Here is a 24,835-nt window from a genome sequence, read left to right as displayed (position 1 = left end):
CGACCAGAAGAGAAATGGATTTATCTGATAGATATATGATTCCGGCGCATGAACGTCACGCTGCGCCAGCTTCGCGTCTTCCTGGCCGTCGCCGGGGAGCGCAACTTCAGCCGCGCGGGCGACGCGGTCGCGCTGACCCAGCCGGCCGTCAGCCGCGCCATCCTCGAGCTCGAATCGCAGGTCGGCCTGAAGCTGCTGGACCGCACCACGCGCGAGGTGGTGCTGACCGACGCCGGCCAGTCGCTGGCGGCCCGGCTCGAGCGCGTGCTCGACGAACTCGACCAGACGCTGCTCGACGTGCGGGGCATGGCCCGCGCGCGGCGCGGCAAGGTCCGCGTGGCCAGCAGCCCGACGCTGTCGGCGCAGCTCATGCCGGCCTGCATCGCAGCCTGTGCGCGCCAGGAGCCCGACATCCAGCTGGTGCTGCTCGACCGCATCCAGCAGGACGCGCTCGACAGCGTGCGCACCGGCGAGGTCGACTTCGGCGTGGTGATCGAGCCCTCGTCGACCGATGACCTCACGGCCGAGACGATCCTCAACGACCCCTTCGTGCTGGTGGTGCCCGCGGGCCATGCGCTGGCTGCGCGCAAGACGGTGCGCTGGTCGGCGCTGGCGGGCCATCCGCTGGTGCTGCTCGACCATGCGTCGGGCAGCCGCCGGCTGATCGACGATGCGCTGGCCGCCCACGGCGTGCAGGCCGAGGTGGCGCAGCAGCTGGGCCACCCGACCACGGTGTTCCGCATGGTCGAGGCGGGCATCGGCATCAGCGTGATGCCGGCGCTGGCCGTGCCGCCCGGCGGGCTCGGCACGCTGGTGTCGCTGCCGCTGGTGCCGCGCATCGAGCGCCGGGTGATGCTGGTGCACCGCCGCAACCGCGCGCCGTCGCCCCTGGCGCAGCGCGTGTGGCGGCTGGTGCGCGAGACCGCTGCGGCTACAGCGTGAGGATGGTGCAGCCGGTGGTCTTGCGCGCTTCCAGGTCGCGGTGCGCCTGCTGCACGTCTTCCAGCGCATAGCGCTGATCGATCGGGATCTTCACCGCGCCGCTCTGCACCACCGCGAACAGGTCGTCGGCCATGGCCTGCGTGGCCTCGCGCGTGGCGATGTGGGTGAACAGCGTGGGGCGGGTCACGTAGAGCGAGCCCTTCGAGGCCAGCAGGCCGAGGTTGATCGGGGGCGTGGGGCCCGAACCGTTGCCGAAGACCGCCAGCAGCCCGAAGGGGCGCAGGCAGTCGATCGAGCCTTCGTAGGTGTCCTTGCCGACCGAGTCGTACACCACCTTCACGCCCTTGCCACCGGTGATCGCCTTCACGCGCTCGGCGAAGTTCTCGGTGCTGTAGTTGATCGCATGCGCCGCGCCATGGTCCAGCGCCAGTTGGCACTTGGCGTCGGAGCCCGCCGTGCCGATGAGCTGCAGGCCCAGCGCCTTGGCCCACTGGCAGGCGATCAGGCCGACGCCGCCGGCCGCGGCATGGAACAGGATGAAGTCGCCCGGCTGCAGGCCTTCGGCCGGCAGCGTCTTCTTCAGCAGGTATTGCACGGTCAGGCCCTTGAGCATCATGGCCGCGCCGGTCTCGAAGGAGATCGCGTCGGGCAGCCTGCACACGTTCTTGGCCGGCATCACGCGCAGCTCGCAATAGGCACCGGGCGGTCCGCTGGCATAGGCGGCACGGTCGCCCGGCTGCAGGTGCGTCACACCCTCGCCCACCGCCTCGATCACGCCCGAGGCTTCCATCCCGAGCTGCAGCGGCATCGCAAACGGATAGAGCCCGCTGCGCTGGTAGGTATCGATGAAATTGAGGCCGACGGCCTTGTGGCGGATGCGGATCTCGCCGGGGCCGGGCTCGCCCACCTCGACGTCGACGATCTTGAGTTCCTCGGGACCGCCGGGGCGGTCGATGCGAACGGCTTTGCTCATGGGAAGGGGCTCCTGCAGAAGGGACGGGGTCGACAACAGCCCTCGATCCTGCCATGGCCGGCCCTGTCGCGTGCAGAGGGGACAATCAGGCGGTCCGTCCTTCCTCGCGCCATGCAGCCGTCTCGCCTCACCCCCGCCACCATCCTCCTCCTCGCCACACCGCCGCTGCTGTGGGCCGCCAACGCGGTGCTCGGCCGCCTGCTGAAGGACGTGGCCTCGCCGCTCACGCTGAACTTCATCCGCTGGGTGCTGGCCTTCGTCGTGCTGCTGCCGCTGGCCCACGGGGTGCTGCGGCGCGACCATCCGATGTGGCGCCACTGGCGGCGCTACAGCGTGCTCGGCCTCCTGGGCGTGGGCATCTACAACGCCTTCCAGTACCTGGCGCTGCAGACCTCGACGCCGCTGAACGTGACGCTGGTCACCTCCAGCGCGCCGTTCTGGATGCTGCTGATCGGCACGCTCTTCTTCGGCCAGCGCGCCACGCGTTTCGAGATCGCCGGCGCCGTGGTCTCGATGCTCGGCGTGCTGCTCGTGCTGAGCCAGGGCGACTGGCGCCACCTGGCCGCGCTGCGGCTGGTGCCGGGCGACCTCTACATCCTGCTGGCCGTGCTCGCCTGGTCGGTGTACAGCTGGATGCTCGTGGGCACCACGGAGCCTGCCGGCCTGCGCCAGGATTGGTCCGCCTTCCTGATGGCGCAGATGGTGTTCGGCCTGGGGTGGTCGGGGCTGTTCGCCGCCGGCGAATGGGCGGCGGGCGCCACCTATGTGCACTGGAGCTGGTGGCTGGCCGCGGCGCTGGTCTTCATCGCGGTGGGCCCGGCCCTCCTGGCCTTCCGCTGCTGGGCTGCCGGCGCGCAGCGCGCCGGCCCGAAGACGGCCGCCTTCTTCCTCAACCTGACGCCGCTGTTCGCGGCGCTGCTGTCGGCGGCCTTCCTCGGCGAGGTGCCGCACGGGTACCACGGCGCGGCCTTCGCGCTGATCGTGGGCGGCATCGTGCTGTCGTCGCGCGGAACGTCGGCGCGCTGACGGGTGGGTGGGCTTCTTTAAGACCGGCTTAAGTCCTGCCGACCACAGTGCTCCCGTGGAACAACCCACGCAAGGAGCATCAGCATGAACGTCTCTCGAAAGCTCCGGCCGCTGACGGCCGTCCTGTGCAGCGGCGCCCTGTTCGCCGCGCTCTCGGCCCATGCGGTCGTCAATCCGCCGATCCGCATGACGCATGGCATCGAGTACATGAGCGGCGGCATCGGCAGCGACGAGGCAAAGTTCATGGAAACGGTGTCGCCGCGCTGGCCGGCGACGCTCGAATTCGCCGTCAAGGACCACACGCGTGCCGACTTCGCTGCCGACGTGCGCGTCACGGTGCGCGACCAGGACGGGCGCGCCGTGCTCGACAACGTGCTCGCCACCGGCCCCTTCCTCGTGGCACGCCTGGCGCCGGGCCGCTACCAGGTCGAGGCGACCCTGTCGGCGCAGACACTCAAGCAGGATCTGACCGTGCTGCCGGGCGCGCCCGCCAAGGCCCTGCTGCTGTGGCCGGCGAACACCGACATGGCGGCCTCCACGGGCTCGACCGCGCACTCGACCACGCACGCGCCCACGTGACGACGCCCATGCAGGACACCCCGCCCGCCCGCGGCCTGTCGGCACACATCCTGCCGACCTCGGCCACGATGATCGGGGCCTGCATGACGGTCCTGACGATCGGCCACCTGGGCCACACGACGAGCGCCCGCATGGCGGTCGACAAGCTGCTCGCCATCGATGCGCTCGTCTTCCTGGCGAGCGCCGTGCTGTCGTTCATGTCGATGCGCACGGGGCAGACCGGCGTCCGGCACGAGCGCCGGGCCGAGCTGCTGTTCCTGTTCGGGCTGGCTGGCCTGGCGATCGGCGCGGTGGCGCTCGCCTTCGCGATCGACTGAGCCTCGGGTCGCCAGCGCAGGGTCAGTAGGTGCCCGGGTAGGCGCCGCCGTCGGTCAGCACGTTCTGACCGGTGATGTAGCCCGCCTGCAGGCTGCAGAGGAAGGCACAGATGGCGCCGAACTCTTCCGGGTTTCCGAAGCGGCCGGCCGGAATGCCCTTCTGGCGGTTGGCACGCACGGTGTCGACGTCGAGGCCGCTCTTCTTCGCCGCACCGGCCATGGTGCCCTTGAGGCGGTCAGTGTCGAACGAACCCGGCAGCAGGTTGTTGATCGTCACGCCCTTGGCCGCGATCGGCGTGCGCGCCACGCCGGCCACGAAGCCGGTCAGCCCGCTGCGCGCGCCGTTGGACAGGCCCAGGATGTCGATCGGCGCCTTCACAGAGCTCGACGTGATGTTCACGATGCGGCCATAGCCGCGCGCGGCCATGCCGTCGACCGTGGCCTTGATCAGCTCGATGGGCGTGAGCATGTTGGCGTCGACCGCCTTGATCCACGCCTCGCGGTCCCAGTCGCGGAAGTCGCCGGGCGGCGGGCCGCCGGCATTGGTCACGACGATGTCGTAGTCGGCATGCGCGGCAAAGGCGGCGGCGCGGCCTTCGGGCGTCGTGATGTCGGCGGCGACCGTCTTGACGAAGGGCCTGGGCGAGCCGGCAGCGGCCGCTTCGAGCCTTGCTGCGGCCGCCTGCAGAGCTTCGGCACCGCGCGCCACCACCACCACGTTCACGCCTTCACGCACCAGCGCTTCGGCGCAGCCCAGGCCCAGGCCCTTGCTGCCGCCGCATACCAGGGCCGTGCGGCCCGCGATTCCGAGATCCATGTGAGTTTCCTTCGGGCCTAGCGCCCGGTTCGTGTGAAGACAAAAATTCCGGTGATCACCAGCACCGTGCCGGCCGCGGTCCAAGCGGTGAACGGCTCGCCGAGGATCACCACGCCCATCAGGATGGTCGACATCGGCCCGACCATGCCGGTCTGTGCGGCCATGGGCGCGCCGATGCGCTCGATCGCCATCATGACCGAAAGCACCGGCACGGCGGTGCAAAGGGTCGCATTCAGCACCGACAGCCAGATGACCTGCGGCGCCAGCTCGAACACCCCGCTCACCGGCCGCAGCACCAGGAACTGCGCGATGCACAGCAGGCACGCCACGCTGGTCGCCAGGCCGACGAGGCGCAGCGAGCCCAGGCGCTTGACGAACTCGCCGCTGGCGACGAGATAGACCGCGTAGCTCACCGCGCTCAGAAAGACCAGCAGCGTGCCCCAGGCCGCCGCAGCGGTCTGCCCCAGCTGCACCTCGTGGCCGAACACCAGCAGCACGCCGGTATAGCTGACGGCCATGCCGAGCACCTGCCAGCGCGTGATGCGGCGGCGGTAGACGATCCAGCCGAACAGCAGCACCAGCGTCGGGTTGAGGTACAGGATGAGCCGCTCGAGGCTGGCCGTGATGTACGCCAGCCCCGCGAAGTCGAGGAAGCTCGCCAGGTAGTAGCCCGAGAAGCCGAGCCCCAGCACGCCGAGCCAGTCGCGCCGCGTCAGCGGCGGCTTGCCGCGGCCGGCCCACCACGCCATCGCCACGAAGAGCGGCAGCGCGAACAGCATGCGCAGCATGATCAGCGTGACCGCGTCGACGCCATAGCGGTAGGCCAGCTTGACGATGATCGCCTTGCCGCTGAAGGCGATGGCACCGAAGGTGGCCAGCGCGAGTCCCGCGGCAAGCGGCTTCTCATGCGCCGCTCGAGCCGGTGCGATCGACTCCGAAGACATGGATGCGTCAGTACCCTGCCGCCAAGCCGTCGCGACGGGGATCGCTGGCGGCGATGTACCCCTCGACCGCCGGATCGCCGGCGCGCCAGATGAACTGGCCGGCACCGAAGTCCTGGTACGAATCGTCGATGACGTCCACATGGTGGCCCAGGGCCTGCAGCCCCTGCACCGTCTTCGCGTCCATGCTGCCTTCGGCGTTGATCTCCAGCCCCTTGTTGAAGCGCCAGCGTGGCGCATCGCAAGCGGCCTGCGGGTTCTGCCCGTAGTCGAGCATGCGCACCAGGGTCTGCATGTGGCCCTGCGGCTGCATGTTGCCGCCCATCACGCCGAAGCTCATGACCGGCTGGCCGTCCTTCGTGAGGAAGGCCGGGATGATGGTGTGGAACGGCCGCTTGCCCGGCGCCACGACGTTCGGGCTGTCGGCATGCAGGCTGAAGCCGTGGCCGCGGTTCTGCAGGCTGATGCCGAACTCGGGTTCCACGCAACCCGAGCCGAAGCCCATGTAGTTGCTCTGGATGAAGCTGACCATCATGCCGCTCTCGTCGGCCGCCGTGAGGTAGATGGTGCCGCCCTTGACGGGGTTGCCGGCCTTGAAGTCCTGTGCCTTGTTCACGTCGATGAGTCTCGCACGCGATGCGAGGTAGGAGTCATCGAGCATTTGCGCGGGGGTCACCGTCATCGACGATGGCTCCGACACGTAGCGGTACACGTCGGCAAAGGCCAGCTTCATGGCCTCGATCTGCAGATGCTGCGAGGCCACCGAATCGACCGGCAGCGCGGCCATGTCGAACTTCTCGAGGATGCCCAGCGCGATCAGCGCGGCGATGCCCTGGCCGTTCGGCGGAATCTCGTGCAGCGTGTGACCGCGGTAGTCGCGCGAGATCGGCGTGACCCACTCGGGCTGGTAGTTCGACAGGTCGTCGACGGTGAGCGCGCCGCCCTGCTCGCGGGCGAATTTCGCGAGCGCCTCGGCGATCTCGCCGCTGTAATAGGCCTCGCCCTTGGTGCGTGCGATGGCCTTGAGCGCGCGCGCGGCGGCAGCGAAGCGAAACAGCTCCCCCACCTCGGGCGCACGGCCCCAGGGCAGGAAGGCCTGTGCAAAGCCGGGCATCGACTGGAGCACCGGCGTGGCAGCCGCCCACTTCTGCTGCACCACCGGCGGCATCAGGTAGCCGCGCTCGGCGATGTCGATGGCCGGGGCCATCAGGTCGGCGAAAGGCAGCTTGCCGAAGCGGTCGCTCAGCGCCACCCAGCCGCGCACCGCGCCGGGGACGGTGACCGAGTCGATGCCGCGCATCGGTGGCGTGAGCGTGTCGCTGCCGTACTTGTTCAGGAAGTAGGCGGGCGTCCAGGCCTTGGGCGCGGGGCCCGACGCATTGAGGCCGTGCAGCTGCTCGCCGTCCCACAGGATGGCGAAGGCATCGCTGCCCAGACCGTTGCTCACCGGCTCGACCAGGGTCATCACGGCCGCCGTGGCGACCGCCGCGTCGACCGCATTGCCGCCCTGCTGCAGGATGCGCAGCCCGGCCTGCGCGGCCAGGGGGTGCGAGGTCGACACCACGTTGCGGGCGAAGACGGGGATGCGGGTCGACAGGTAGGGGTTGGCGTAGTCGAATTTCATGGGGGTCTTCTTATTCATTGACGATCTTCCGATCGATGACGATCTTCTTCCACTTGGCCGCATCGTCGGCCACCATCTTCGCGAACTGCTGCGGCGTACTGCCGACCGGCTCGATGCCCAGGCGCGCGAGCTTGTCCTTGACCTCCGGGTCCGCCAGCGCCTGGTTGGCCGCGGTGTTGATGCGACCGACGATATCGGCGGGCAGACCCTTCGGGCCGTACAGGCCGAACCAGGTGCTCGACTCGAAGCCGGGCAGCGTGTCGGCGATCGGAGGAAGCTCGGGCGCCAGCGGACTGCGCTTGAGCGAGGTCACGCCGAGCGCGCGCAGCCGACCGTCGCGCACATGCGGCATGCCGGTGGGCAGCGAATCGAACATCACGTCGAGGTTGCCCGCGATCATGTCCGGAATCGCCAGCGCCGTGCCCTTGTACGGAATGTGCGTGACGAACACACCGGCCTGCGACTTGAAGAGCTCGGCCGTGAGCTGGACGATGGTGCCGTTGCCGCTCGACGCGTAGTTGAGCTTGCCGGGGTTCTTCCTGGCGTAGTCGATCCACTCGCGCACCGTCTTGGCGGGCGAGTTGTTCGGCACCAGCATGATGCTGGGCGCGTTGCCGACGTGGTCGATCGGCGTGAAGTCGCGCACCGTGTCGTAGGGCAGCCGAGCGCTCAGCGCCGGGCCGATCGAATGCGTGCTGGTGGTCGCCAGCAGCAGCGTGTAGCCGTCGGCCGGCGCCTTGGCCGCCAGGTCCGAACCGATGCCGCCGCCCGCGCCGGGCTTGTTGTCGACGACCACCGAACTGCCGAGCTTTTCGCCCATCTTCTGCGACAGCGTGCGCGCGAAGAGGTCGGTCGCGCCGCCGGCGGGGAAAGGCACGACCAGGCGGATCGGCTTGTTCGGGTAGCCCTGCTGCGCGAAGCTGGCCGTCGATGCTGCGATGCAGATCGCGACCGCCATGCCTTGGAGAAACCGGGTTCGATTCATGGTGTTGGATTCTGGACGGGATGAAGAAACCCCGAATGCTATGCACCGCAAGACCATGCATACAGATAATCCTGCTTATTCAACTATGAGCATTGTTTATGGCAAAGCAAGGCCTCGAGGCCGTTTCGCTGCAGCAGCTGCGCGCGCTCGCAGCCATCGCGGAAACCGGCAGCTTCACGCTCGCGGCCGAGGCGCTGCAACTGACGCAACCGGCCATCAGCCATCTGGTGCGGCGCATGGAAGAAGAGCTCGGGCAGGCGCTGGTGGTACGCGGTCGACGCATCCGGCTGACCGATGCCGGTCAGATGATGGCCGACACCAGCCTGCGCGCGCTGCGGCTGATCGACGAGTCGGTCGGGGTGTGCCGCTCGCAGTCGCAGCTCAGTGAAGGGCGTGTGGTGCTGGCCGTGGGGCACCTGACGGCCGGTACGCTGATGCCGCCGGTGCTCGGGCGCTTTTCGCAGGCCCATCCGCAGCTCACTGCCACGCTGCTCGACAGCACGGCCGAGCAGATGATGTCGCGCGTCCTGTCGCGCGAGGCCGACCTCGGCTTCGGCTCCGACATCGGACAGAAGCATTCCGGACTCGCGACCGAGCCCCTCTTGCGCGCAGCGATGGCGCTGTTCATCCGCGACGACCATCCGCTCGCCCGGCATGCCGAGGTCGAGGGGCGCGCGCTCGACGGGCTTCCCTTCATCCATGTCAATCCCGACGCCAACGTATGGCGCGCCATCAGCCGTCAGCTCGCCAGCACGGCCAACGTCTACCCGGTGGTCGCGCACCACGTGTCGATGCTCTCGACCGCCTTCGGACTGGTGCAGGCCGGTGCCGGCGTCGCGTTGCTGCCGCAGTATGTCGACGTACTGATGCCGGCCCGGCTGCGCGCGGTGCGGATCGTGCGCCCCGTGCTGGAATTTCCGGTGGTGGCGATCCGGCTGGCCAAGCACCCGCTGAGTCCCGCGGCGATGGCCTTCCTCGCAATGGCACGCCAGCACATGAAGATCTGAGCAGCGGCTCGCTCGCCTGCGCCGGCCGAAAAACAAAAGCCCCGTGGGCCGAGGCACACGGGGCTTGGTCGCGGCGCGCGAGGCGCGAGGCGCTACTCAGTCCTCGACGAAGGCCTCTTCGCGTTTGGACTTGACCGAAGGCAGCAGCACGATCACCAGCAGCAGCACCGCAGCCGCCAGCAGGCCGGCCGAGATCGGACGCGTGACGAACACGCTCCAGTCGCCGCGCGACAGCAGCAGCGCACGACGCAGGTTCTCTTCCATCATCGGCCCGAGGATCAGCCCCAGCAGCAGCGGCGCGGGTTCGCAACCCAGCTTGATGAAGGTGTAGCCCACCACGCCGAAGATCGCGACCATCCAGATGTCGAACACGTTGTTGTTGGTCGAGTACACGCCGATCGCGCAGAACAGCACGATGGCCGGGAACAGCCAGCGGTACGGGATCGACAGCAGCTTGATCCAGATGCCGATGAGCGGCAGGTTCAGCACGATCAGCATCAGGTTGCCGATCCACATCGAGGCGATCAGGCCCCAGAACAGTTCCGGGTTGCTGGTCATCACCTGCGGGCCCGGCTGGATGTTGTGGATGGTCATCGCACCCACCATCAGCGCCATCACCGGGTTCGGGGGAATGCCCAGCGTCAGCAGCGGGATGAAGGACGTTTGCGCGCCGGCGTTGTTGGCAGCTTCGGGGCCGGCCACACCACGGATGTTGCCCTTGCCGAACGGGATTTCACCGGGCTTGAGCTTCATCTTCTTCTCGAGCGTGTAGGCCGCGAAGGCCGACAGCAGCGCCCCGCCGCCGGGCAGGATGCCCAGGGCCGAGCCCAGCGCCGTCCCGCGCAGCACCGCCGGCAGCATGTGCTTGAAATCTTCCTTCGTCGGCCACAGGCCGTGCACCTTGGCGGTGAAGATCTGGCGCTCTTCTTCCGGGCGCGACAGGTTGGCGATGATTTCACCGTAACCGAAAACACCCATGGCGATCACGATGAAGCCGATGCCGTCGGTGAGTTCCGGGATGTCGAAGCTGAAGCGCGCCACCCCCGAGTTCACGTCGGTGCCGACCAGACCGATCAGCAGGCCCAGCACGATCATCGCGATGGCCTTGAGCAGCGACCCCGAGGCCAGCACCACCGCGCCGATCAGGCCCAGGATCATCAGCGAGAAGTACTCGGCCGGGCCGAACTTGAAGGCCAGCTCGGTCAACGGCGGCGCGAAGGCGGCCAGGATCAGCGTGCCCACGCAGCCGGCGAAGAACGAGCCCAGGCCGGCGGCAGCGAGTGCGGGGCCCGCTCTCCCCTGCTTGGCCATCTGGTGCCCGTCGATAACGGTCACGACGGAGGACGATTCGCCCGGCAGGTTCACCAGGATGGCGGTGGTCGAGCCACCGTACTGCGAGCCGTAGTAGATGCCGGCCAGCATGATGAGCGCGGCCACCGGCGGCAACGCGTAGGTGGCGGGCAGCAGCATCGCGATGGTCGCGACCGGGCCGATGCCGGGGAGCACGCCGATCAGCGTGCCCAGCAGGCAGCCGACGAAGGCGTAGATCAGGTTCTGCAGCGTGAAGGCCGCGGTGAAACCGATGGAGAGGTTGTTGATCAGATCCATGGCGTGAGTCCTCAGCCCGAAATGAAGGTGGGCCACACCTGGAACTGCAGCTTCAGCGCCACCACGAAAGCGAGGTAGCTGCCGACCGCAAGGATGGTGGCGAGGATGAGGCTGGCCTTGAAGCTGTACTGCTCGCCGGCCAGGCCGGCGATCAGCACCAGCGCGTAGATCGCGGCGATCAGGCCCATGGCCGGCAGGCCCCAGGACACGACGCCGCCGAGCAGCACGCCGAAGATCAGGTTGGCGCCGATGATGAAGCCCAGCGGCTTCCAAGCGATCTTGCCGATCGGGTCGCCGTCGACCGTCTCGATGGCGAGGGCGCTGAAGATCACGACGAGGCCAAGCACGGCCAGCACGATGCCCAGCATCATCGGGAAGTAGCCCGGCCCCATGCGCGCCCCGGAGCCCACGTTGTAGGTCGTCGCCCCCCATGCGAAGGCGATGCCGACGATGGCGAACATCAGCCCGGCAAAAAAGTCCTTCTGACTTTTGATTTTCACGAACAATCTCCTCGAAAAAATTCGAATCGCAGATTGTGTGGTCAGCATCCCGTCAGGGTCGATGTGGATTCCACTAACCGGGGAGCTAGGGTTAGCCCGAAGGCCGCTCACTCCAGCGGTGGCGTGGCGCTCAGCACTTCCTCGATGGTCGTCACGCCCTCGGCCACGCGCAGCGCGCCGGCCAGCCGCAGCGGGCGCATGCCGTCGGTCACGGCCTGGCGGCGCAGGGCGGAGAGCACCGGCTCCTTGTTCACGAGCGCCTTGAACGCCTCGCTGATGCTCAGCAGTTCGTACAGGCCCATGCGGCCCATGTAGCCGGTCATGCGGCAGTCGACGCAACCCACCGGCCGGTAGGCGCGCACCGAGCCGGTGATCTGCCAGGGTGCGACGAACTCGGCGAGCTTCTCGCGCGTGACCGACTCGTCGGGCTGCTTGCACAGCGGGCACAGCGTGCGCACCAGACGCTGCGCCAGCACACCGAGCATCACGGCGTTGATCAGGTACGACGGCACGCCCAGTTCCATCAGCCGGGTGATGGCGCTGGGGGCGTCGTTGGTGTGCAACGTGCTGAACACCAGGTGGCCGGTGAGCGCCGCCTGCACCGCCATGTCGGCGGTGGCGAGGTCGCGGATTTCGCCGACCATGATGATGTCCGGGTCCTGCCGCATCAGCGCGCGCAGGCCCTCGGTGAAGCCGAAGTCGAGCTGCGGCTGCACCTGCGTCTGGTTGAAGGACGGCTCGATCATCTCGATCGGGTCCTCGATGGTGCTGACGTTGACCTCTTCGGTCGCCACCCGCTTGAGCGTGGAATACAGCGTGGTGGTCTTGCCCGAGCCGGTCGGCCCGGTCACCAGGATGATGCCGTGCGGCCGCGTGACGAGCTGTTCCCAGCGCTTGGCGTCGTGCTGGGCGAAGCCCAGCGCGTCGAGGTCCTTCACCGCGGTGTCGGGGTCGAAGATCCGCATCACCATCTTCTCGCCGAAGGCCGTGGGCAGCGTCGACAGACGCATCTCGACCTCGTCGCCGCGCATGTTGCGGGTCTTGATGCGGCCGTCGAGCGGGCGGCGCTTTTCCACCACGTCCATGCGGCCGAGCAGCTTGATGCGCGCGACCATCGCGTTCATCACGCCCATGGGCATCTGGTAGGCCGGGTGCAGCACGCCGTCGATGCGAAAACGCACCACGCCCTGCTCGCGCCGCGGCTCCAGGTGAATGTCGCTGGCGCGCTGGTCGAAGGCGTACTGCCACAGCCAGTCGACCACCTGCACGACGCTCTGGTCGTTGGCGTCGAGCTGCTTGTTGCTCTTGCCGAGCTCGACCAGTTGCTCGAAGCTCGCGCCGCCCGCGTTGCCACCGGCCTTCTGCGCCGCACGCACCGACTTGGCCAGCGCAAAGAACTCGGCCGTGTAACGCTGGATGTCGGCCGGATTGGCCACCACGCGCCGCACCGCGCGGCGCGACTGGCGCTCGACCTCGGAGATCCAGTCGGTGAGGAAGGGCTCGGCCGTGGCCACCACCACTTCGCTGGGCGTGACCTGCACCGGCAGCACCTTGTGGCGCTCGGCGTAGGCCGCGCTCATGGTGTCGGCCACCTTGCCCACGTCGACCTTGAGCGGGTCGATGCGCAGGTACTGCAGCGCGGCGCGGCCGGCCAGCCATTCCGCCAGCATCTCGAGGTCGAGCGGCTTGCCGTCCTTCTCGCGCGTCATCGCGACGTTCGCGAGCCGCACCAATGGCGCCTGCCGGCTCTCGGCCTGCGCGCAGCGCGCGATGGTGCGCTTGGCCTCGTGCGGCGAGATGACGCCGTCGGCGGCCAGCCACTCGATCAGCAGGCGCAGATCGAGCGGGCCTTCGTAGCGGGCAGCGGCGGCAGGTGGCGAGACGACGCTCATGACATGGGTTTGAAGACGCGCAGCCATTTGGGGGCGGGCAGACCCCATCGAGTCTGGATGGTCTGCGCCCGCTCGGCAAGTGCGTCGCGCTTGGGCCGGGTCGGGGTGCGCTGCGCCAGCACGACGGTGTTGCCCTCGCGCGTTGGCTTGAAGGCCCAGACGGCCTCGGTGCCGAAGGCGGCGGCGATCTTCTCGAGGCTGCGTTCGTAGCTCGACGAGCGGCCGAAGAGGTTGACGGTCATGCAGCCGTCTTCGGTCAGCAGCCCGCGGCAGTCGGCGTAGAAAGCTTCGCTGTCGAGCACGGGGGCGGCCGCCTCGTGGTCATACAGGTCGACCTGCAACGCATCGACCGTGCCCTGCCACTGCGGCTTGCGGATCTCGGTGCCGGCATCGGCCAGCACGACCTGCAGCTTGGCGTCGTCGGCCGGCAGCTTGAACCAGCCGCGGCAGGCCGCGACGACCTGCGGGTTGAGCTCGACCGCCGTGGTGCGCATGCGCAGCTGCTTGCGGCAGAACTTGGTGAGCGTGGCCGCGCCCAGGCCCAGCTGCATCGCGTGGCGGTTCATGACGCTCGACGGCTCGACGAAGAGCAGCCAGGCCATCATGCGCTGCACATACTCCAGCTCGATCTCGAAGGGCGCATCGAGCTTCATCGAGCCCTGTATCCACTCGGTGCCCAGATGCAGGTAGCGGACGTCGCCCCAATCGGAGAAGTTGACCTCGGGCAGGGCCGGCGTGCGCGCTGCCATCACGCGACCAGCCCGTGCCGTGCGAACACGGTGTGCCACGCCTCGCACTTGTGATCGAAGGACATTGCCGCGTGCGCCGGGCTGGTCGACGGCAGCTTGTACGCCGGCAGCACGCCGTGGCCGCTCTCGCGCAGCGCGTCGATCACCTTCGGCGCATGGCGAAAACTCTCGGCGCCGTTGTGCGCGATGGCGGCGAGTCGGGGCACGTCGAGGCCGGCGAAATCATTGAGCACCGCGTCGCGGATCGACGCATCGAGGCTGCCCTCGCGCGCGCAGCGGCCGTACACGTCCCACAGGCCGAGGCCATGCTGCAGCAGCCAGTCGGCGCGTTCGGTGGATGCGGTGCCCGGAGGCAGGGGGTGGGAGGGCCAGAGAGCTTGCAAGATCTTCCAGAAGTGGTTCTGCGGATGGGCATAGTAGCGCCCCTGCGCCAGCGACCGCGCGCTGGGAAAGCTGCCCAGGACCAGCACCACCGTGCCCGGCGAGACGACGGGCGCCAGCCCCTGGAGCGGCGGCGCATCGGACGGCACACGAGAAAAAACCCGCCGCGGCGGGTTCTTCGAGGGTGCGGGCCGGTCGAGACCGGTCGCGGGATCAGGGCTTCTTGGCGGCTTCATTCTCGGCAGTGCCGGGGATCTTCTCACCGATCTTGTGGCCGGCGCTGCGCATGCCGTCGGCGGTCTTGTGGCCGACGTTCGCGACCGCGTGGCCGGTCTTCTTGGCACCCTTGGCCGTGGCGTGCCCTGCCTTCTTGGCGGTGCGCTTGGTGGCCTTGTACGCCTTCTTGCTGCCTTCCTTGACCTTCTCGGTCACGGTGGGCGCCGGTGCGGTCGCGGGGGCCACGGCCGGTGCCGGTGCCGGCGTTTGCGCGGCGGCGGAGAAGCCAATGGAAGCGAGGCCCAGCGCCAGCACGGCAGGGATGGAACGGAAGAGGGACGGGGTCATGGAAAGCTCCTTGTTGCGTTGTAGTCACGGTCATGCCGCACTGACCGGACAACGGGCGACGCGACAGCGCGGATGACAGCAAGAACGCAGTCGTGTCGGTTTTTTCGACGACGGGATGTCGGCCTACACCCGAGCCTGACCACGGCCTGACCGCGACAGCAGCACTGACAGGCGAGGCAGCGCGTCCAGCGCGTTGCGCGTGCTCGCCTGCGCGAGCTCTTCCGTCGTGATGCCGCGCAGTTGCGCCAGCACGGCCGCGATGCGCGGCAGCTCGGCCGGCTCGTTGCGGCCCTGGGCGGCGCCGGCCTCGCGCTCCTCGCGCGTGCGGTAGAGCCAGTGCGGCTGGATGTCCGGCGCATCGGTTTCCATGACGATCGCATCGAGGGGCAGCGACGCAGCCAGTCGACGCACCTGCAGGGCGCGCTCGAAGGTCAGGGTGCCGCCGAAGCCCAGCTTGAGCCCGAGGTCGATGCAGGCCTTCGCCTGCTGCTCGCTGCCGTTGAAGGCGTGCGCGATGCCCCGCCATGGACGCCCCGCACCGACCTGGCGCAAGTGCTTGAGCACCTGGTCGACCGAACGGCGCACATGGATGATCACCGGCAGGTCGTGCGCGCGGGCGAGTTGCAACTGCGCGTGGAAGAAATGCGCCTGCTTCGGCCCGTCGAGTTCGGGCACGAAATAGTCCAGCCCGATCTCGCCCACGGCGACCAGCCGCGGGTCGTCACGGTGCGCCGTCAGTTCGGCATCGAGCGCCTGCAGGTCGGCCTCCTGCGCATCGCCGGTGCACAGGGGATGGATGCCCAGCGCATAGGCATCGCCCTGCGCATGCGCCAGCGTGCGCACCGTCGCGAAGTTGAAGACCGCCACCGCAGGAATGACGCACAGCGCGACGCCGGCAGCGCCGGCGCGGGCTCGTACAGCAGTGCCCTCATCGCCGAATTCCGGGGCATCCAGGTGACAGTGTGTATCGATGAAACCGGTCATCGGCCCATGATGCCCGAAGCCATGCACGGCGGCACAAAGCGTGCTACCGTGATTTCTTTGACACGACACGCTTTGCCCGGAGGTGCCGATGCGCAGGACTGGTCTCTACAGCCGCTCGCCGCAAGCGTCGAAAGACGCCGACGAGCCCCGCGAAGGTGATGCGCCGGCCACGGGTGCGCCGCCAGACGCGCAGGCTCCCGCAGCGGCGCGATGGCAGCCCGGGCGCAAGTCTTTCGCGGGCCTGCTGGTTCTCGTGCTCGCCCTGACCGCCGGCGGCGCAGTGATGTGGCCTCGGCAGGCCGGTCATGCGCTCACGCAGAAAGACATCGACGCGGCGGTGCTGCGCACGCTGCAGACCAACGTCCTTCCTTCGCAGGCCACACGGGCCGCCGCCATCGTGCGTCCCTCCGTGGTGCGCGTGGTCGGCTATGGCACCGAGCGCGCCACACCGGCGGCCAGGACAGAGAAGCGCGGCCGCAACATGGCCCGCGGCAAGCCGCCGGAGGCCGCCCCACCGCCCGGCGCCGAGGTCGAGCGTGGCGTGGGCACGGGCGTGGTCATCGTCGACAAGGGCGTGATCCTCACCAACCTGCATGTGGTGGCGGGCGCCGAGACCATCAGGGTCACCTTCTCCGACGGACTGGAAGCGGTGGCCACCATCACCGGCGTGCAGCCCGAGAACGACCTCGCCGTGCTGCAGGCGCAGAAGATTCCGGACGACCTGATCGCCGCGACCATGACGTCGACCGCCGACCTGCAGTCGGGCGACCAGGTCGCTGCGGTCGGCTTTCCCTTCGGCATCGGCCCGTCGGTGTCGGCGGGCGTCGTGTCCGGCCTCAAGCGCTCGTTCCGTTCGCCGGAAGGCAAGCAGGAACTGGGCAACCTGATCCAGTTCGATGCGGCGGCCAACCCCGGCAATTCGGGCGGCCCGCTGATCAACATGAACGGCGAGGTGCTCGGCATCGTGACCGCCATCCTCAACCCCACGCAGCAGCGCACCTTCATCGGCATCGGCTTCGCCGTGCCGATCGAGAACGCCGCCTCGGCGCTGGGCTCGCCACCCTTCTGAACGCCTCGCCCGCCGCCTTCCCCGTCTTTCATCCTTCTTCACGAAAGCACGCGCATGAGCCTCGAGACACCCCCCTCGCATCCGCCCGCCACCGCCGAACTGATGGAGCAGATCCTCTACGAGGTGAAGCGCGTCGTGGTCGGCCAGGACCGCTTCCTCGAACGCGTGATGGTCGCCATGCTGGCCGGCGGCCACCTGCTGGTCGAAGGCGTGCCGGGCCTGGCGAAGACGCTCACCATCAAGACGCTGGCCGACACCGTGAGCGGCCAGTTCAAGCGCATCCAGTTCACGCCCGACCTGGTGCCGGCCGACCTGGTGGGCACGCGCATCTACAACCAGAAGACGGGCGACTTCTCCACCGCGCTCGGCCCCGTGTTCGCCAACCTGCTGCTGGCCGACGAAATCAACCGCGCGCCGGCCAAGGTCCAGAGCGCGCTGCTCGAGGTGATGCAGGAACGCCAGGTGACCATCGCCGGCGAAACGCACAAGGTGCCGCGCCCCTTCCTGGTGATGGCGACGCAAAACCCGATCGAGACCGAAGGCACCTACCCGCTGCCCGAGGCGCAGGTCGACCGCTTCATGATGAAGGTGCTGGTCGACTACCCGACCGATGAAGAGGAATTCGTCATCGTCCAGCGCGTGATCGGCCCACCGGTGCAGCCCGCGAAGGTGGCCACCACCGAGCAGCTGGCCGCGCTGCAGGCCGAGACGCGCCGCGTGTACGTCGACCCCTCGCTCATCCAGTACGCGGTGAAGCTGGTGTCGGCCACGCGCACGCCCGAGAAGCACGGCCTGAAGGACATGCGCCGCTTCATCACCTTCGGCGCCAGCCCGCGCGCCAGCATCAACCTCACCGAAGGTGCCCGCGCGCTGGCCTTGCTGCGCGGCCGCAGCTACGCCCTGCCCGAAGACATGACGGCGCTGGTGCCCGACGTGCTGCGCCACCGCGTGACGCTGTCGTACGAGGGCCTGTCCGAGGGCCTGACGGCCGACGGGCTGATCGAGAAGATCATGCGCGCCATCCCTGCCCCTCCCAAGCCGCTGGAACATGAAAAGCTGGTGGCCTAGCCGGCGCGCACGCGCGGCCAACGACGCGCAGGCGGTCGCCGTGGCCGAGACGGCCGCGGGTGCCGCCGAGCGCGTGCTGCGCCGCCTCGAATGGACCGTGATCCGCCGCCTCGACGGCCTGCTGCAGGGCGACTACCGCACGCTGATGCGCGGCACCGGGCTCGACCTGGCGGACCTGCGCGAATACCAGCACCACGACGACGTGCGCCACATCGACTGGAACGTGACCGCCCGGCTGCAGACACCGCATGTGCGCGTGTTCACCGAAGACCGCGAGATGGCCGCCTGGTTCGTGCTCGACCTGAGCCGCTCCGTGGACTTCGGCTCCGGCCTGAAGGCCAAGCGCGAGATCTCCCAGGGCTTCGTCGGCGTGCTGGCGCGACTGCTCACGCGGCACGGCAATCGCGTCGGCGCGCTGGTCTACGGCAACGACCTCGAGGCGGTGATCCCGCCGCGCAGCGGCCGGCGCCATGTGCTGCATCTGCTGCATGCCATGGACAAACGCGCCGTCGAAGGCAAGCCCACGCAGGGCATGACCCGGCTGTCCGATCTGTTGAAGTCCGCAGCGGTGCTGATGCCGCGGCGCTCGACGGTCTTCGTGGTCTCCGACTTCCTCACCGAGCCGGGTTGGGAAAAGCCGCTGGCGCAGCTCACGCAGCGCCACGAGGTGGTCGCGGTGCGGCTGTTCGACCCGCTCGAAATCGAACTGCCCGACCTCGGCCTGGTGCCGCTGCGCGACGCCGAGACCGGCGAGCAGCTGTGGGTCGACACGCACGACGCCGGCTTCCGAAAACGCTTCGCGCGCATCGCCGCCGAACGCGAGGCCGCGTTGCGCGCCACGCTGTCCAAGGCCGGGGTCGACACGCTCGAACTCTCCACCGACGACGACCTGGCCGCGGCCATCCTGCGCTTCGCCGACCTGCGCAAGCGCCGGGTCCGTACCGGCGGCGCACAACGTCAGCCCGGCAAGGCGGTGGTCGCATGACCTTCGCGACCCAACAACCCGGGAGCGCCCCATGAACTTCCTGTGGCCCCAATTCCTCTGGCTGCTGGCGGCGGTACCGCTGCTGGTGCTGCTGTACGTCTGGCTGATGCGGCGCAAGAAGAAGCTGGCGCTGCGCTACGCGAGCCTCTCGATCGTGCGCGAGGCGATGGGCGCCGGCCAGAGCATGAAGCGGCACATCCCGCCCCTGCTCTTCCTGCTGGCGATGGTCGCGATGCTCATCGCCGCCGCGCGGCCGATGGCCGTGGTGGTGCTGCCGTCGAACCAGCAGACCATCATCCTGGCGATGGACGTGTCAGGCAGCATGCGGGCCACCGACGTGCTGCCCAACCGCCTGGTCGCGGCACAGGAGGCGGCCAAGGCCTTCATCAAGGACCTGCCGCGCACCGTGAAGGTTGGCATCGTGGCCTTCGCCGGCAGCGCGCAGGTGGCGCAGTTGCCGACCGTCAACCGCGACGACCTGCTCACCGCCATCGACGCCTTCCAGCTGCAGCGCGCCACCGCCACCGGCAACGCGATCGTGGTGTCGCTCGCCACGCTGTTCCCGCAGGCCGGCATCGACATCTCCAACTTCGGCCCGCAGAGCCGCCAGCGCGGCGTGCCGATCGAGCAGGCCGGCAAGGCACCGGCGCCTGCGTTCACGCCGGTGGCGCCCGGCTCGTACACATCCGCCGCGATCATCATGCTGACCGACGGCCAGCGCACCACCGGCGTCGACCCGATGGATGCGGCCAAGGTGGCCGCGGACCGCGGCGTGCGGGTGTACACGGTGGGCATCGGCACGGTCGATGGCGAGACCATCGGCTTCGAGGGCTGGTCGATGCGCGTGCGGCTCGACGAAGAGACGCTCAAGGCCGTGGCCAACAAGACGGCCGGCGAGTATTTCTACGCCGGCACCGCGGCCGACCTGAAGAAGGTCTACGACACGCTGAGCTCGCGCCTGACGGTCGAGAAGAAGGAGACCGAAGTGTCCGCGCTCTTCGCGCTCGGCGCCGCGCTGTTGGCCTTCCTGTCGGCGGGGCTGTCGCTGTTCTGGTTCAACCGGATTCTGTAGCTCCTAACCGTAGATCCATCGCATTCACGTCGCCTCGGCGTTGTGTTCCACGTGGTCGATGACCGCGCGCTGTCACGGGCTGCAATGGTCACCTTTCCGCCGGCGGCCACGCTGCTGCCGCCCGCGCTGTCGCTGGTCTCCACGCGGTTGCTCTGGCTCTTTCTGCCGCCGATGCTGATGGCTAGATTCACACCCGTGGCTTGGCTCGGGCTCTGCATGACCGCATCGACGATGCCTTTGGCCTTCAGCGCAATGCTCGCCGCGCCCAGCGCCTTCATGCGGTTGCTGCCGGTATCGGCCCACGGCTTGCGCCGGAGCGCGCAGCGCCGCAACTCATCCGGGAAGCACTCGGCCCAAGTACTTTCGCGCAAAGACGACGACTGCAATGCATGCTGCGCCGCCTTGCTGACGGCATAGTCCCCAACGGCCTTGCTGGCCTTCGATCCGAACCCCTGCGTGATCTGCGCCTGCGCGTGCACATCCTTGACCAGAGTGTCGGTGTTCCAGGTCTTCGCGAGCGCATGGGTGCTGTCGGCGCCGGTGCGTACCGTCTCGTCACCGGCGACGCCGCTGATGCCCGACCGGGTCACGCTCGCCTGGTTGCCCGATGCCTTGCCGGCGCCCGCGCTGCCCCCGGTGCGGGTCGGCAAGGCGTTGCCGTTCTTGTCGCTGCCGCCCGAGAGGCCCACGCCCAGGGTCGCACCGCTGGCCTTGTGGCTGTCGCGGTTCGCGATGTCGCTGGTGGTCAGGCTTGCCGTCTGGAAGCTGTTGCTGCCTTGGTCGATCGCCGCTTGGGTGCTGCTGATGACCCCGCCCCTGAGGTCGGTGCTGCCCTTGACGTTCACATCGAAGCCGCCGTCGCCGGCCCGGATACCCGACTGCTCGGTGACGCTCGCATAGTCTGCCCGGGCCTTGGCGCTGCTCATGTTCACGCTGGCGCTCTACACACCCGCTCCCACGCTCAGCGAGCCGCCCGCGCTCTGTTGCTTGCTGTCGGACTTGGCGCGGTCTTGCAGGCTTTCGATGTGGAGTTTGCCGCCGATGTCGGCGTTGACGCGGTGGGACGAGCAGCGTCTGAGTCTCGAACCGAGGACGTTGCGGGTCAGCGCCTTCATGACGAGCGGCTACCGCTCGCATTTCGGCGCGGGAGTTGAGCGGACAGGGGCTTGCTGCCCACCGGCGTCGACCGAAGCAACGGTGAGAAAGCACACCTTGCCTGCAACGTTCAGTTTGACGACATAGTCCGTGTCACGAGCCGGCGTGAACACTCGACTCAACGGACCACAGTTCGCTCCGTACGCTGGATCGCTGTAGGTGTGAAGTGCCATCACTGCAACCGGCTTGCCTGCCGGGACCTGGATCGAGATGTTCGTGTTCGCCTTGTCATACAGAAAAGCCGAGTCCTTCTTGAGCAGATAGCCGACGCGATCGAAATCGGCGCATGAATTTCTTCCCGCGTCGTTGACGTTGACGGAGAAGTGGGTGTGCAGTTCGAAGTCCGAGGCGAACGAGACTTTGGGATCGCCGGCGCCGCCCTCGTAGCGATAGGTCGGTGCAGGCGTTGTACAGCCCGAGCAAAGGACGGCGCCAGCAAGAAGAAGGGCCTGGCGGGATGTCAGAGCGACCGGCATCATTTGCAGTGGTAGGGGCTCTCGCCCTCGAGTTCCTTACCCGTGGTCTGCGACCTGATGGTCACGACGGCTTGTCGATGTCGCGAACACACGGCATTGCGCACGGTGTAGACGCCGCTGCCGACTGCAGTCATCTGCATGCCGCCGGCCACAGGAGCACCACTCGGATCGACTGCAGTGACGACATAGCTGCCGGACGGCGTCGACGCGCAGGCAGTGAGGACCAGGGATCCGACGCTTGCAGTAAACCTGCGCATGGAGGTCATTTCTTTGCTTCTTGCTTTGGTTGCGGCGTGGAGAGAATGAATGGAGGCATCGAAGAAGGATCGACGGGCGTAATCGGCTCGAGCTTCACCGATTCGATCAGTTGATGAAACAGCGCAAGCAGGTGAGTGTGCTCGGTCGGATACTCCTCGATCGATCTACGACTCCCAGAAAACCGCATATGTAACCAGTAGGGCGAGTTTGGAATCTTGAGCGTCCAGTATTCCATGGGGCTAGCGCGATCGCTTGCGGGCCCCATATCTACGGATGGGACTTTCTTGACAAGCCATGTGCGACCGTTGATCACGGTCGGAACAGCGCCGTCGACCCACATATCCGTACCCTTGGCGGCGTCGGGCTTGACAATCCAAAGGGCCATGCCGTTCGGCGAAGAGAAGGGCTGCGAGCAGAACGGCGTGTACTTGCCTTCGAATTTTCTGTCCAATGTCCGCTCGCCAAGGAGCTGATAACTCAGTTCGAAAAACACAATCTGGTCGCCGGTTTTCTCAAACGTAGTTGCCGAGTAGACCCCTCCGCCATGTTCAAACATTGGCCCTTGTGCCTCGCTGGCAAGGCTGGAAAAGCCCGGAAGCCGTCCAAATACATTCCCGCGATAGCGGCATGGAAGAATATTTACTCCTTGAACCCATGCGTGACTGATCCGCCATTTTTCGACAAATCTGAAGCTATAGGTCGGGCCTAACGTGACCACTCCAGTTTGCTGGTGAGGCGGAATTCCACTAGGGTAAAGGCGGTTGTCAGGCGCGAGGGCGCCGTAGCATCCGCCAAGGAAAGCAGAAAATAACGCGGCGGAACACCCGAAGAAAATTGTTCTCAACATCATTGGCTCGCACCTCGGATGACCTGCACATTGTTCATGTGCTGATTCGTCGGCAGGGGCCCCCCAGGCACGGGGTTCGCAATGGTGGCGCAACCTGCCGCGCCAGTGCCATAACAACTGTGAGCGCTATTGCTTGTCTTCATCACGTTGTAAAACTCGAAGATCGCACCCATCGCATCGCCCGGATTGCCTGCTGCGATTACCGACACGGGATCGTTGGTCATGTAGGTGGCCGTAATGTTTGAGGCATTCCCATCTTTTCCCAGCACCTTCGTTGCGCTGGCTATATATGTGGATGCAGGAACGGCCATGCCAACGCCCTCGACCACAAGGCCGGGGTTCGTATACCCGTTCTCTGCCGCAATATTGAACGCATTGGTCTGCACGATGGTTCCCCGACTGTGTCCCATCGATACAGTGGCTTCCGCACCGCGTCCCTGCAGTGCCTCGGCGTACGTTTGGTCTGCATTGGTATAGCCGAAAGTCGACGCCATCTTCTGCTCGTAGGTCGCGACCATCAATTCTCCCAAGGTCGTCTCAGCCGGCGCAATGTGCATCAGCGTAATGTCGCTCGGCTTGTTTTTATCGCCGTCAAGCGATGCATTTTGGTATGCCAACTGCCCTGCCCGTTCCTGCGTATTGAAGATGCCGTTGACCGCGAGGATCTTTCCATCGCGCTTGGCCGTCTCTGGATCGATCTCCTCCATCTTCACCAGAGATGCATCATTCATGCACTCCTGTTGTGTTGCGCCGCAGGTCACGCGATAGAACTTCGCCTCTTTCTTGAACATGGTCTTGTAGGCGTCATCCGTGTAGACGGTGACCTGCTTGAACGCTGCATTCTTAATGGTCTGTTGCGCTTGCGCCTCCTTCTGCATCGCCTCCACGTCCTGCCGTTGCACCGAGTTTTGAGCATTGACCGTGTCCCGGTTCAGGGCTGCGGTAGCTTCTGCCCCGCTTTTGCCAGTCGCTGCAATCTGGCCGGCATCGTTCGTGATGACCACGCCGCCTGCACTCACGGCGCTTCCCCACATTCGCGCTGAAGTCGTGGCCCACGTTCAGCGTGCCGCCCGCGTTGCTGAAGCGATCGCCTGTGACGGCCATCGTGCCCACGCTCAATGAGCCGCCGGTGTTGTCGATGCGCGGCGTGTTCAGCGCGATCTCGCCGCCTGCGTAGATGTGGCCACCGTCGTTGAGCACGCTGCCGGTCGCCGCGATCGCACCCGAGCCGGTGGCTGCCGCCGGCTGCAGTGGGGTTGCTTCGGTGATGCCCGCCGTGGTCGTCGTGCCTGCCGTGGTGCTGGTCGTCGGCGTGGTCCCAGTGCCCGTTGCACCAGTGCCGGTGCTCGGTGTGCCCGATGCCGCATCCGTGGCCGCCACGGGTTCGGCGCCGATGACCCCGCCATTCGTGTTGCTCAGCACCGGCGCCGTGACGCTGATCTCCCGCGTGCCCGCCTGCCGGATCGTCCCGCCCCGGTTGTCGATGTCGCTCGCACTGCGCAGCTCGACCTTCGCACCTTCGAGCGTGCCGGTGTTCTCCAGCCGCCCCGCCGCCGTCACGACGAGCCCACCGGCCCCTGCGCCGATGTGCCCGGCGTTGCGCACACCCACCCCGGCCTCGGTGCCCACCAGCGTGATCTTCCCGGCGTACATGCCGCCGAGCGCCGCCACGTCGAGTGCGAAGCTCGGTGCCGCGCCGTTGCCTGCCGTCGGGCTCGCCTGGCTGCTGTCGGCGCTGACCTGGTTCGCTCCGGTCACCACCTTCAGCTCGTTGGCCCAGATGCCCGCATTGACCTGCACCGCCCGCGCGAGGATGGCCGCGTAGTCGGTCTTGCTCGCGTCCAGCCCGGCGCCATCGATGCTGACAGTGCCACCCCGCACGACGAAGCTGTCGAGCCCGCCCTGGGCGTTGAACTGCGGCGTGCCGGTGGTCAGCGTCGCACGGTTCACGTTGATGAAGCCGCCGCCATCGACCTGGATGCCCGCCGGGTTGGCGATGATCACCTCGGTGCGCGG

At 67.5% G+C, this 24,835-nt stretch carries 26 protein-coding genes and 1 pseudogene; 9 read left to right on the top strand and 18 right to left on the bottom strand.

The features are described from left to right. Window positions 1-48: 48 nt before the first annotated feature. Window positions 49-942, top strand: a complete 894-nt coding sequence (locus tag N8A90_RS00135) for a LysR family transcriptional regulator (protein ID WP_262072622.1) — start codon at window positions 49-51, stop codon at window positions 940-942. Here the strand turns inward: N8A90_RS00135 and N8A90_RS00130 are convergent. Further along, window positions 932-1,915, bottom strand: coding sequence for a quinone oxidoreductase family protein (locus N8A90_RS00130; RefSeq protein ID WP_262072621.1), 984 nt, complete (start codon window positions 1,913-1,915; stop codon window positions 932-934). The two genes, N8A90_RS00135 and N8A90_RS00130, sit on opposite strands and share 11 nt — an antisense overlap. A gap of 111 nt (window positions 1,916-2,026) precedes the next feature. Between N8A90_RS00130 and N8A90_RS00125 the strand changes: the two genes are divergently transcribed. The 3 genes from N8A90_RS00125 to N8A90_RS00115 all read left to right on the top strand — a co-directional run bounded on the left by N8A90_RS00125 (window position 2,027) and on the right by N8A90_RS00115 (window position 3,837). After that, window positions 2,027-2,941 carry a DMT family transporter gene (locus N8A90_RS00125; protein WP_262072620.1) on the top strand — a complete coding sequence of 305 codons (915 nt, stop codon included), beginning with the start codon at window positions 2,027-2,029 and terminating at the stop codon, window positions 2,939-2,941. 84 nt (window positions 2,942-3,025) lie between these two features. After that, entirely contained in the window at window positions 3,026-3,520 is a 495-nt protein-coding gene (locus tag N8A90_RS00120) for a hypothetical protein (RefSeq protein WP_262072619.1), read from the top strand. An 8-nt stretch (window positions 3,521-3,528) separates the two neighbouring features. Next, a complete protein-coding gene (locus tag N8A90_RS00115) occupies window positions 3,529-3,837 on the top strand; it encodes a hypothetical protein (RefSeq protein WP_262072618.1) in 309 nt (102 codons plus the stop codon). Window positions 3,838-3,859: 22 nt separating this feature from the next. Here the strand turns inward: N8A90_RS00115 and N8A90_RS00110 are convergent, their stop codons facing one another. The 4 genes from N8A90_RS00110 to N8A90_RS00095 are packed head-to-tail and all read right to left on the bottom strand — an operon-like array spanning window position 3,860 to window position 8,204. Then, entirely contained in the window at window positions 3,860-4,654 is a 795-nt protein-coding gene (locus N8A90_RS00110; RefSeq protein ID WP_262072617.1) for an SDR family oxidoreductase, read from the bottom strand. 17 nt (window positions 4,655-4,671) lie between these two features. Next, window positions 4,672-5,598, bottom strand: a complete 927-nt coding sequence (locus N8A90_RS00105) for a DMT family transporter (protein WP_262072616.1) — start codon at window positions 5,596-5,598, stop codon at window positions 4,672-4,674. A gap of 7 nt (window positions 5,599-5,605) precedes the next feature. Then, the gene (locus N8A90_RS00100) at window positions 5,606-7,219 is read right to left on the bottom strand and encodes a gamma-glutamyltransferase family protein (protein WP_262072615.1); all 1,614 of its coding nucleotides are present in this window, start codon (window positions 7,217-7,219) and stop codon (window positions 5,606-5,608) included. A gap of 10 nt (window positions 7,220-7,229) precedes the next feature. Then, complete coding sequence (locus N8A90_RS00095) at window positions 7,230-8,204, bottom strand: Bug family tripartite tricarboxylate transporter substrate binding protein (protein ID WP_262072614.1); 975 nt, start codon at window positions 8,202-8,204, stop codon at window positions 7,230-7,232. Between the two features lie 98 nt (window positions 8,205-8,302). On the opposite strand from N8A90_RS00095, the gene N8A90_RS00090 reads away from it, so the two are divergent. Then, entirely contained in the window at window positions 8,303-9,211 is a 909-nt protein-coding gene (locus N8A90_RS00090; RefSeq protein ID WP_262072613.1) for a LysR family transcriptional regulator, read from the top strand. Between the two features lie 96 nt (window positions 9,212-9,307). Here N8A90_RS00090 and N8A90_RS00085 read toward each other — a convergent pair whose 3' ends face one another. The 7 genes from N8A90_RS00085 to N8A90_RS00055 form a co-directional block, all read right to left on the bottom strand. Then, the gene (locus tag N8A90_RS00085; protein WP_262072612.1) at window positions 9,308-10,819 is read right to left on the bottom strand and encodes a tripartite tricarboxylate transporter permease; all 1,512 of its coding nucleotides are present in this window, start codon (window positions 10,817-10,819) and stop codon (window positions 9,308-9,310) included. An 11-nt stretch (window positions 10,820-10,830) separates the two neighbouring features. Next, window positions 10,831-11,319, bottom strand: a complete 489-nt coding sequence (locus N8A90_RS00080) for a tripartite tricarboxylate transporter TctB family protein (protein WP_262072611.1) — start codon at window positions 11,317-11,319, stop codon at window positions 10,831-10,833. A 107-nt stretch (window positions 11,320-11,426) separates the two neighbouring features. Further along, complete coding sequence (locus tag N8A90_RS00075; RefSeq protein ID WP_262072610.1) at window positions 11,427-13,211, bottom strand: GspE/PulE family protein; 1,785 nt, start codon at window positions 13,209-13,211, stop codon at window positions 11,427-11,429. Then, window positions 13,208-13,960: a spermidine synthase gene (locus N8A90_RS00070; RefSeq protein ID WP_262072609.1), complete on the bottom strand. Its 753-nt coding sequence runs from the start codon at window positions 13,958-13,960 to the stop codon at window positions 13,208-13,210. Before N8A90_RS00070 ends, N8A90_RS00075 begins: the two co-directional genes overlap by 4 nt. Next, window positions 13,960-14,490 (bottom strand): DNA-deoxyinosine glycosylase, encoded by a 531-nt coding sequence (locus N8A90_RS00065; RefSeq protein WP_262072608.1) that lies wholly within the window; start codon window positions 14,488-14,490, stop codon window positions 13,960-13,962. The genes N8A90_RS00070 and N8A90_RS00065 overlap by 1 nt, the downstream gene beginning before the upstream one ends. A 64-nt stretch (window positions 14,491-14,554) precedes the next feature. Then, the gene (locus N8A90_RS00060; RefSeq protein WP_262072607.1) at window positions 14,555-14,905 is read right to left on the bottom strand and encodes a hypothetical protein; all 351 of its coding nucleotides are present in this window, start codon (window positions 14,903-14,905) and stop codon (window positions 14,555-14,557) included. 123 nt (window positions 14,906-15,028) lie between these two features. Further along, window positions 15,029-15,889, bottom strand: a complete 861-nt coding sequence (locus N8A90_RS00055; protein WP_262072606.1) for a TatD family hydrolase — start codon at window positions 15,887-15,889, stop codon at window positions 15,029-15,031. Between the two features lie 88 nt (window positions 15,890-15,977). Between N8A90_RS00055 and N8A90_RS00050 the strand changes: the two genes are divergently transcribed. The 4 genes from N8A90_RS00050 to N8A90_RS00035 are packed head-to-tail and all read left to right on the top strand — an operon-like array spanning window position 15,978 to window position 20,083. Next, window positions 15,978-16,958, top strand: coding sequence for a S1C family serine protease (locus N8A90_RS00050; RefSeq protein WP_262072605.1), 981 nt, complete (start codon window positions 15,978-15,980; stop codon window positions 16,956-16,958). A 54-nt stretch (window positions 16,959-17,012) separates the two neighbouring features. Then, the gene (locus tag N8A90_RS00045) at window positions 17,013-18,026 is read left to right on the top strand and encodes an AAA family ATPase (protein WP_262072604.1); all 1,014 of its coding nucleotides are present in this window, start codon (window positions 17,013-17,015) and stop codon (window positions 18,024-18,026) included. Next, window positions 18,007-19,011: a DUF58 domain-containing protein gene (locus N8A90_RS00040; protein ID WP_262072603.1), complete on the top strand. Its 1,005-nt coding sequence runs from the start codon at window positions 18,007-18,009 to the stop codon at window positions 19,009-19,011. Before N8A90_RS00045 ends, N8A90_RS00040 begins: the two co-directional genes overlap by 20 nt. A gap of 31 nt (window positions 19,012-19,042) precedes the next feature. After that, window positions 19,043-20,083, top strand: coding sequence for a VWA domain-containing protein (locus N8A90_RS00035; RefSeq protein WP_262072602.1), 1,041 nt, complete (start codon window positions 19,043-19,045; stop codon window positions 20,081-20,083). A 941-nt stretch (window positions 20,084-21,024) separates the two neighbouring features. Here the strand turns inward: N8A90_RS00035 and N8A90_RS00030 are convergent. The 6 genes and pseudogenes from N8A90_RS00030 to N8A90_RS00005 all read right to left on the bottom strand — a co-directional run. Continuing rightward, window positions 21,025-21,198 carry a hemagglutinin repeat-containing protein gene (locus tag N8A90_RS00030; RefSeq protein ID WP_262072601.1) on the bottom strand — a complete coding sequence of 58 codons (174 nt, stop codon included), beginning with the start codon at window positions 21,196-21,198 and terminating at the stop codon, window positions 21,025-21,027. A 9-nt stretch (window positions 21,199-21,207) separates the two neighbouring features. Next, complete coding sequence (locus N8A90_RS00025; protein WP_262072600.1) at window positions 21,208-21,717, bottom strand: hypothetical protein; 510 nt, start codon at window positions 21,715-21,717, stop codon at window positions 21,208-21,210. Next, window positions 21,714-21,980, bottom strand: a complete 267-nt coding sequence (locus N8A90_RS00020) for a hypothetical protein (protein WP_262072599.1) — start codon at window positions 21,978-21,980, stop codon at window positions 21,714-21,716. Before N8A90_RS00020 ends, N8A90_RS00025 begins: the two co-directional genes overlap by 4 nt. Then, window positions 21,977-22,822, bottom strand: coding sequence for a hypothetical protein (locus tag N8A90_RS00015; protein ID WP_262072598.1), 846 nt, complete (start codon window positions 22,820-22,822; stop codon window positions 21,977-21,979). Before N8A90_RS00015 ends, N8A90_RS00020 begins: the two co-directional genes overlap by 4 nt. Continuing rightward, a complete protein-coding gene (locus N8A90_RS00010) occupies window positions 22,819-23,697 on the bottom strand; it encodes a hypothetical protein (protein WP_262072597.1) in 879 nt (292 codons plus the stop codon). The genes N8A90_RS00015 and N8A90_RS00010 overlap by 4 nt, the downstream gene beginning before the upstream one ends. Next, window positions 23,663-24,835: pseudogene (locus N8A90_RS00005) on the bottom strand (filamentous hemagglutinin N-terminal domain-containing protein); the annotation flags it as partial. The pseudogene N8A90_RS00005 and the gene N8A90_RS00010, both read right to left, overlap by 35 nt.

This window comes from Variovorax sp. N23 (assembly GCF_025486315.1).
In the GTDB taxonomy this organism is placed as follows: Bacteria; Pseudomonadota; Gammaproteobacteria; order Burkholderiales; family Burkholderiaceae_C; genus Variovorax.
This window is presented reverse-complemented; position numbering and strand designations above follow the sequence as displayed.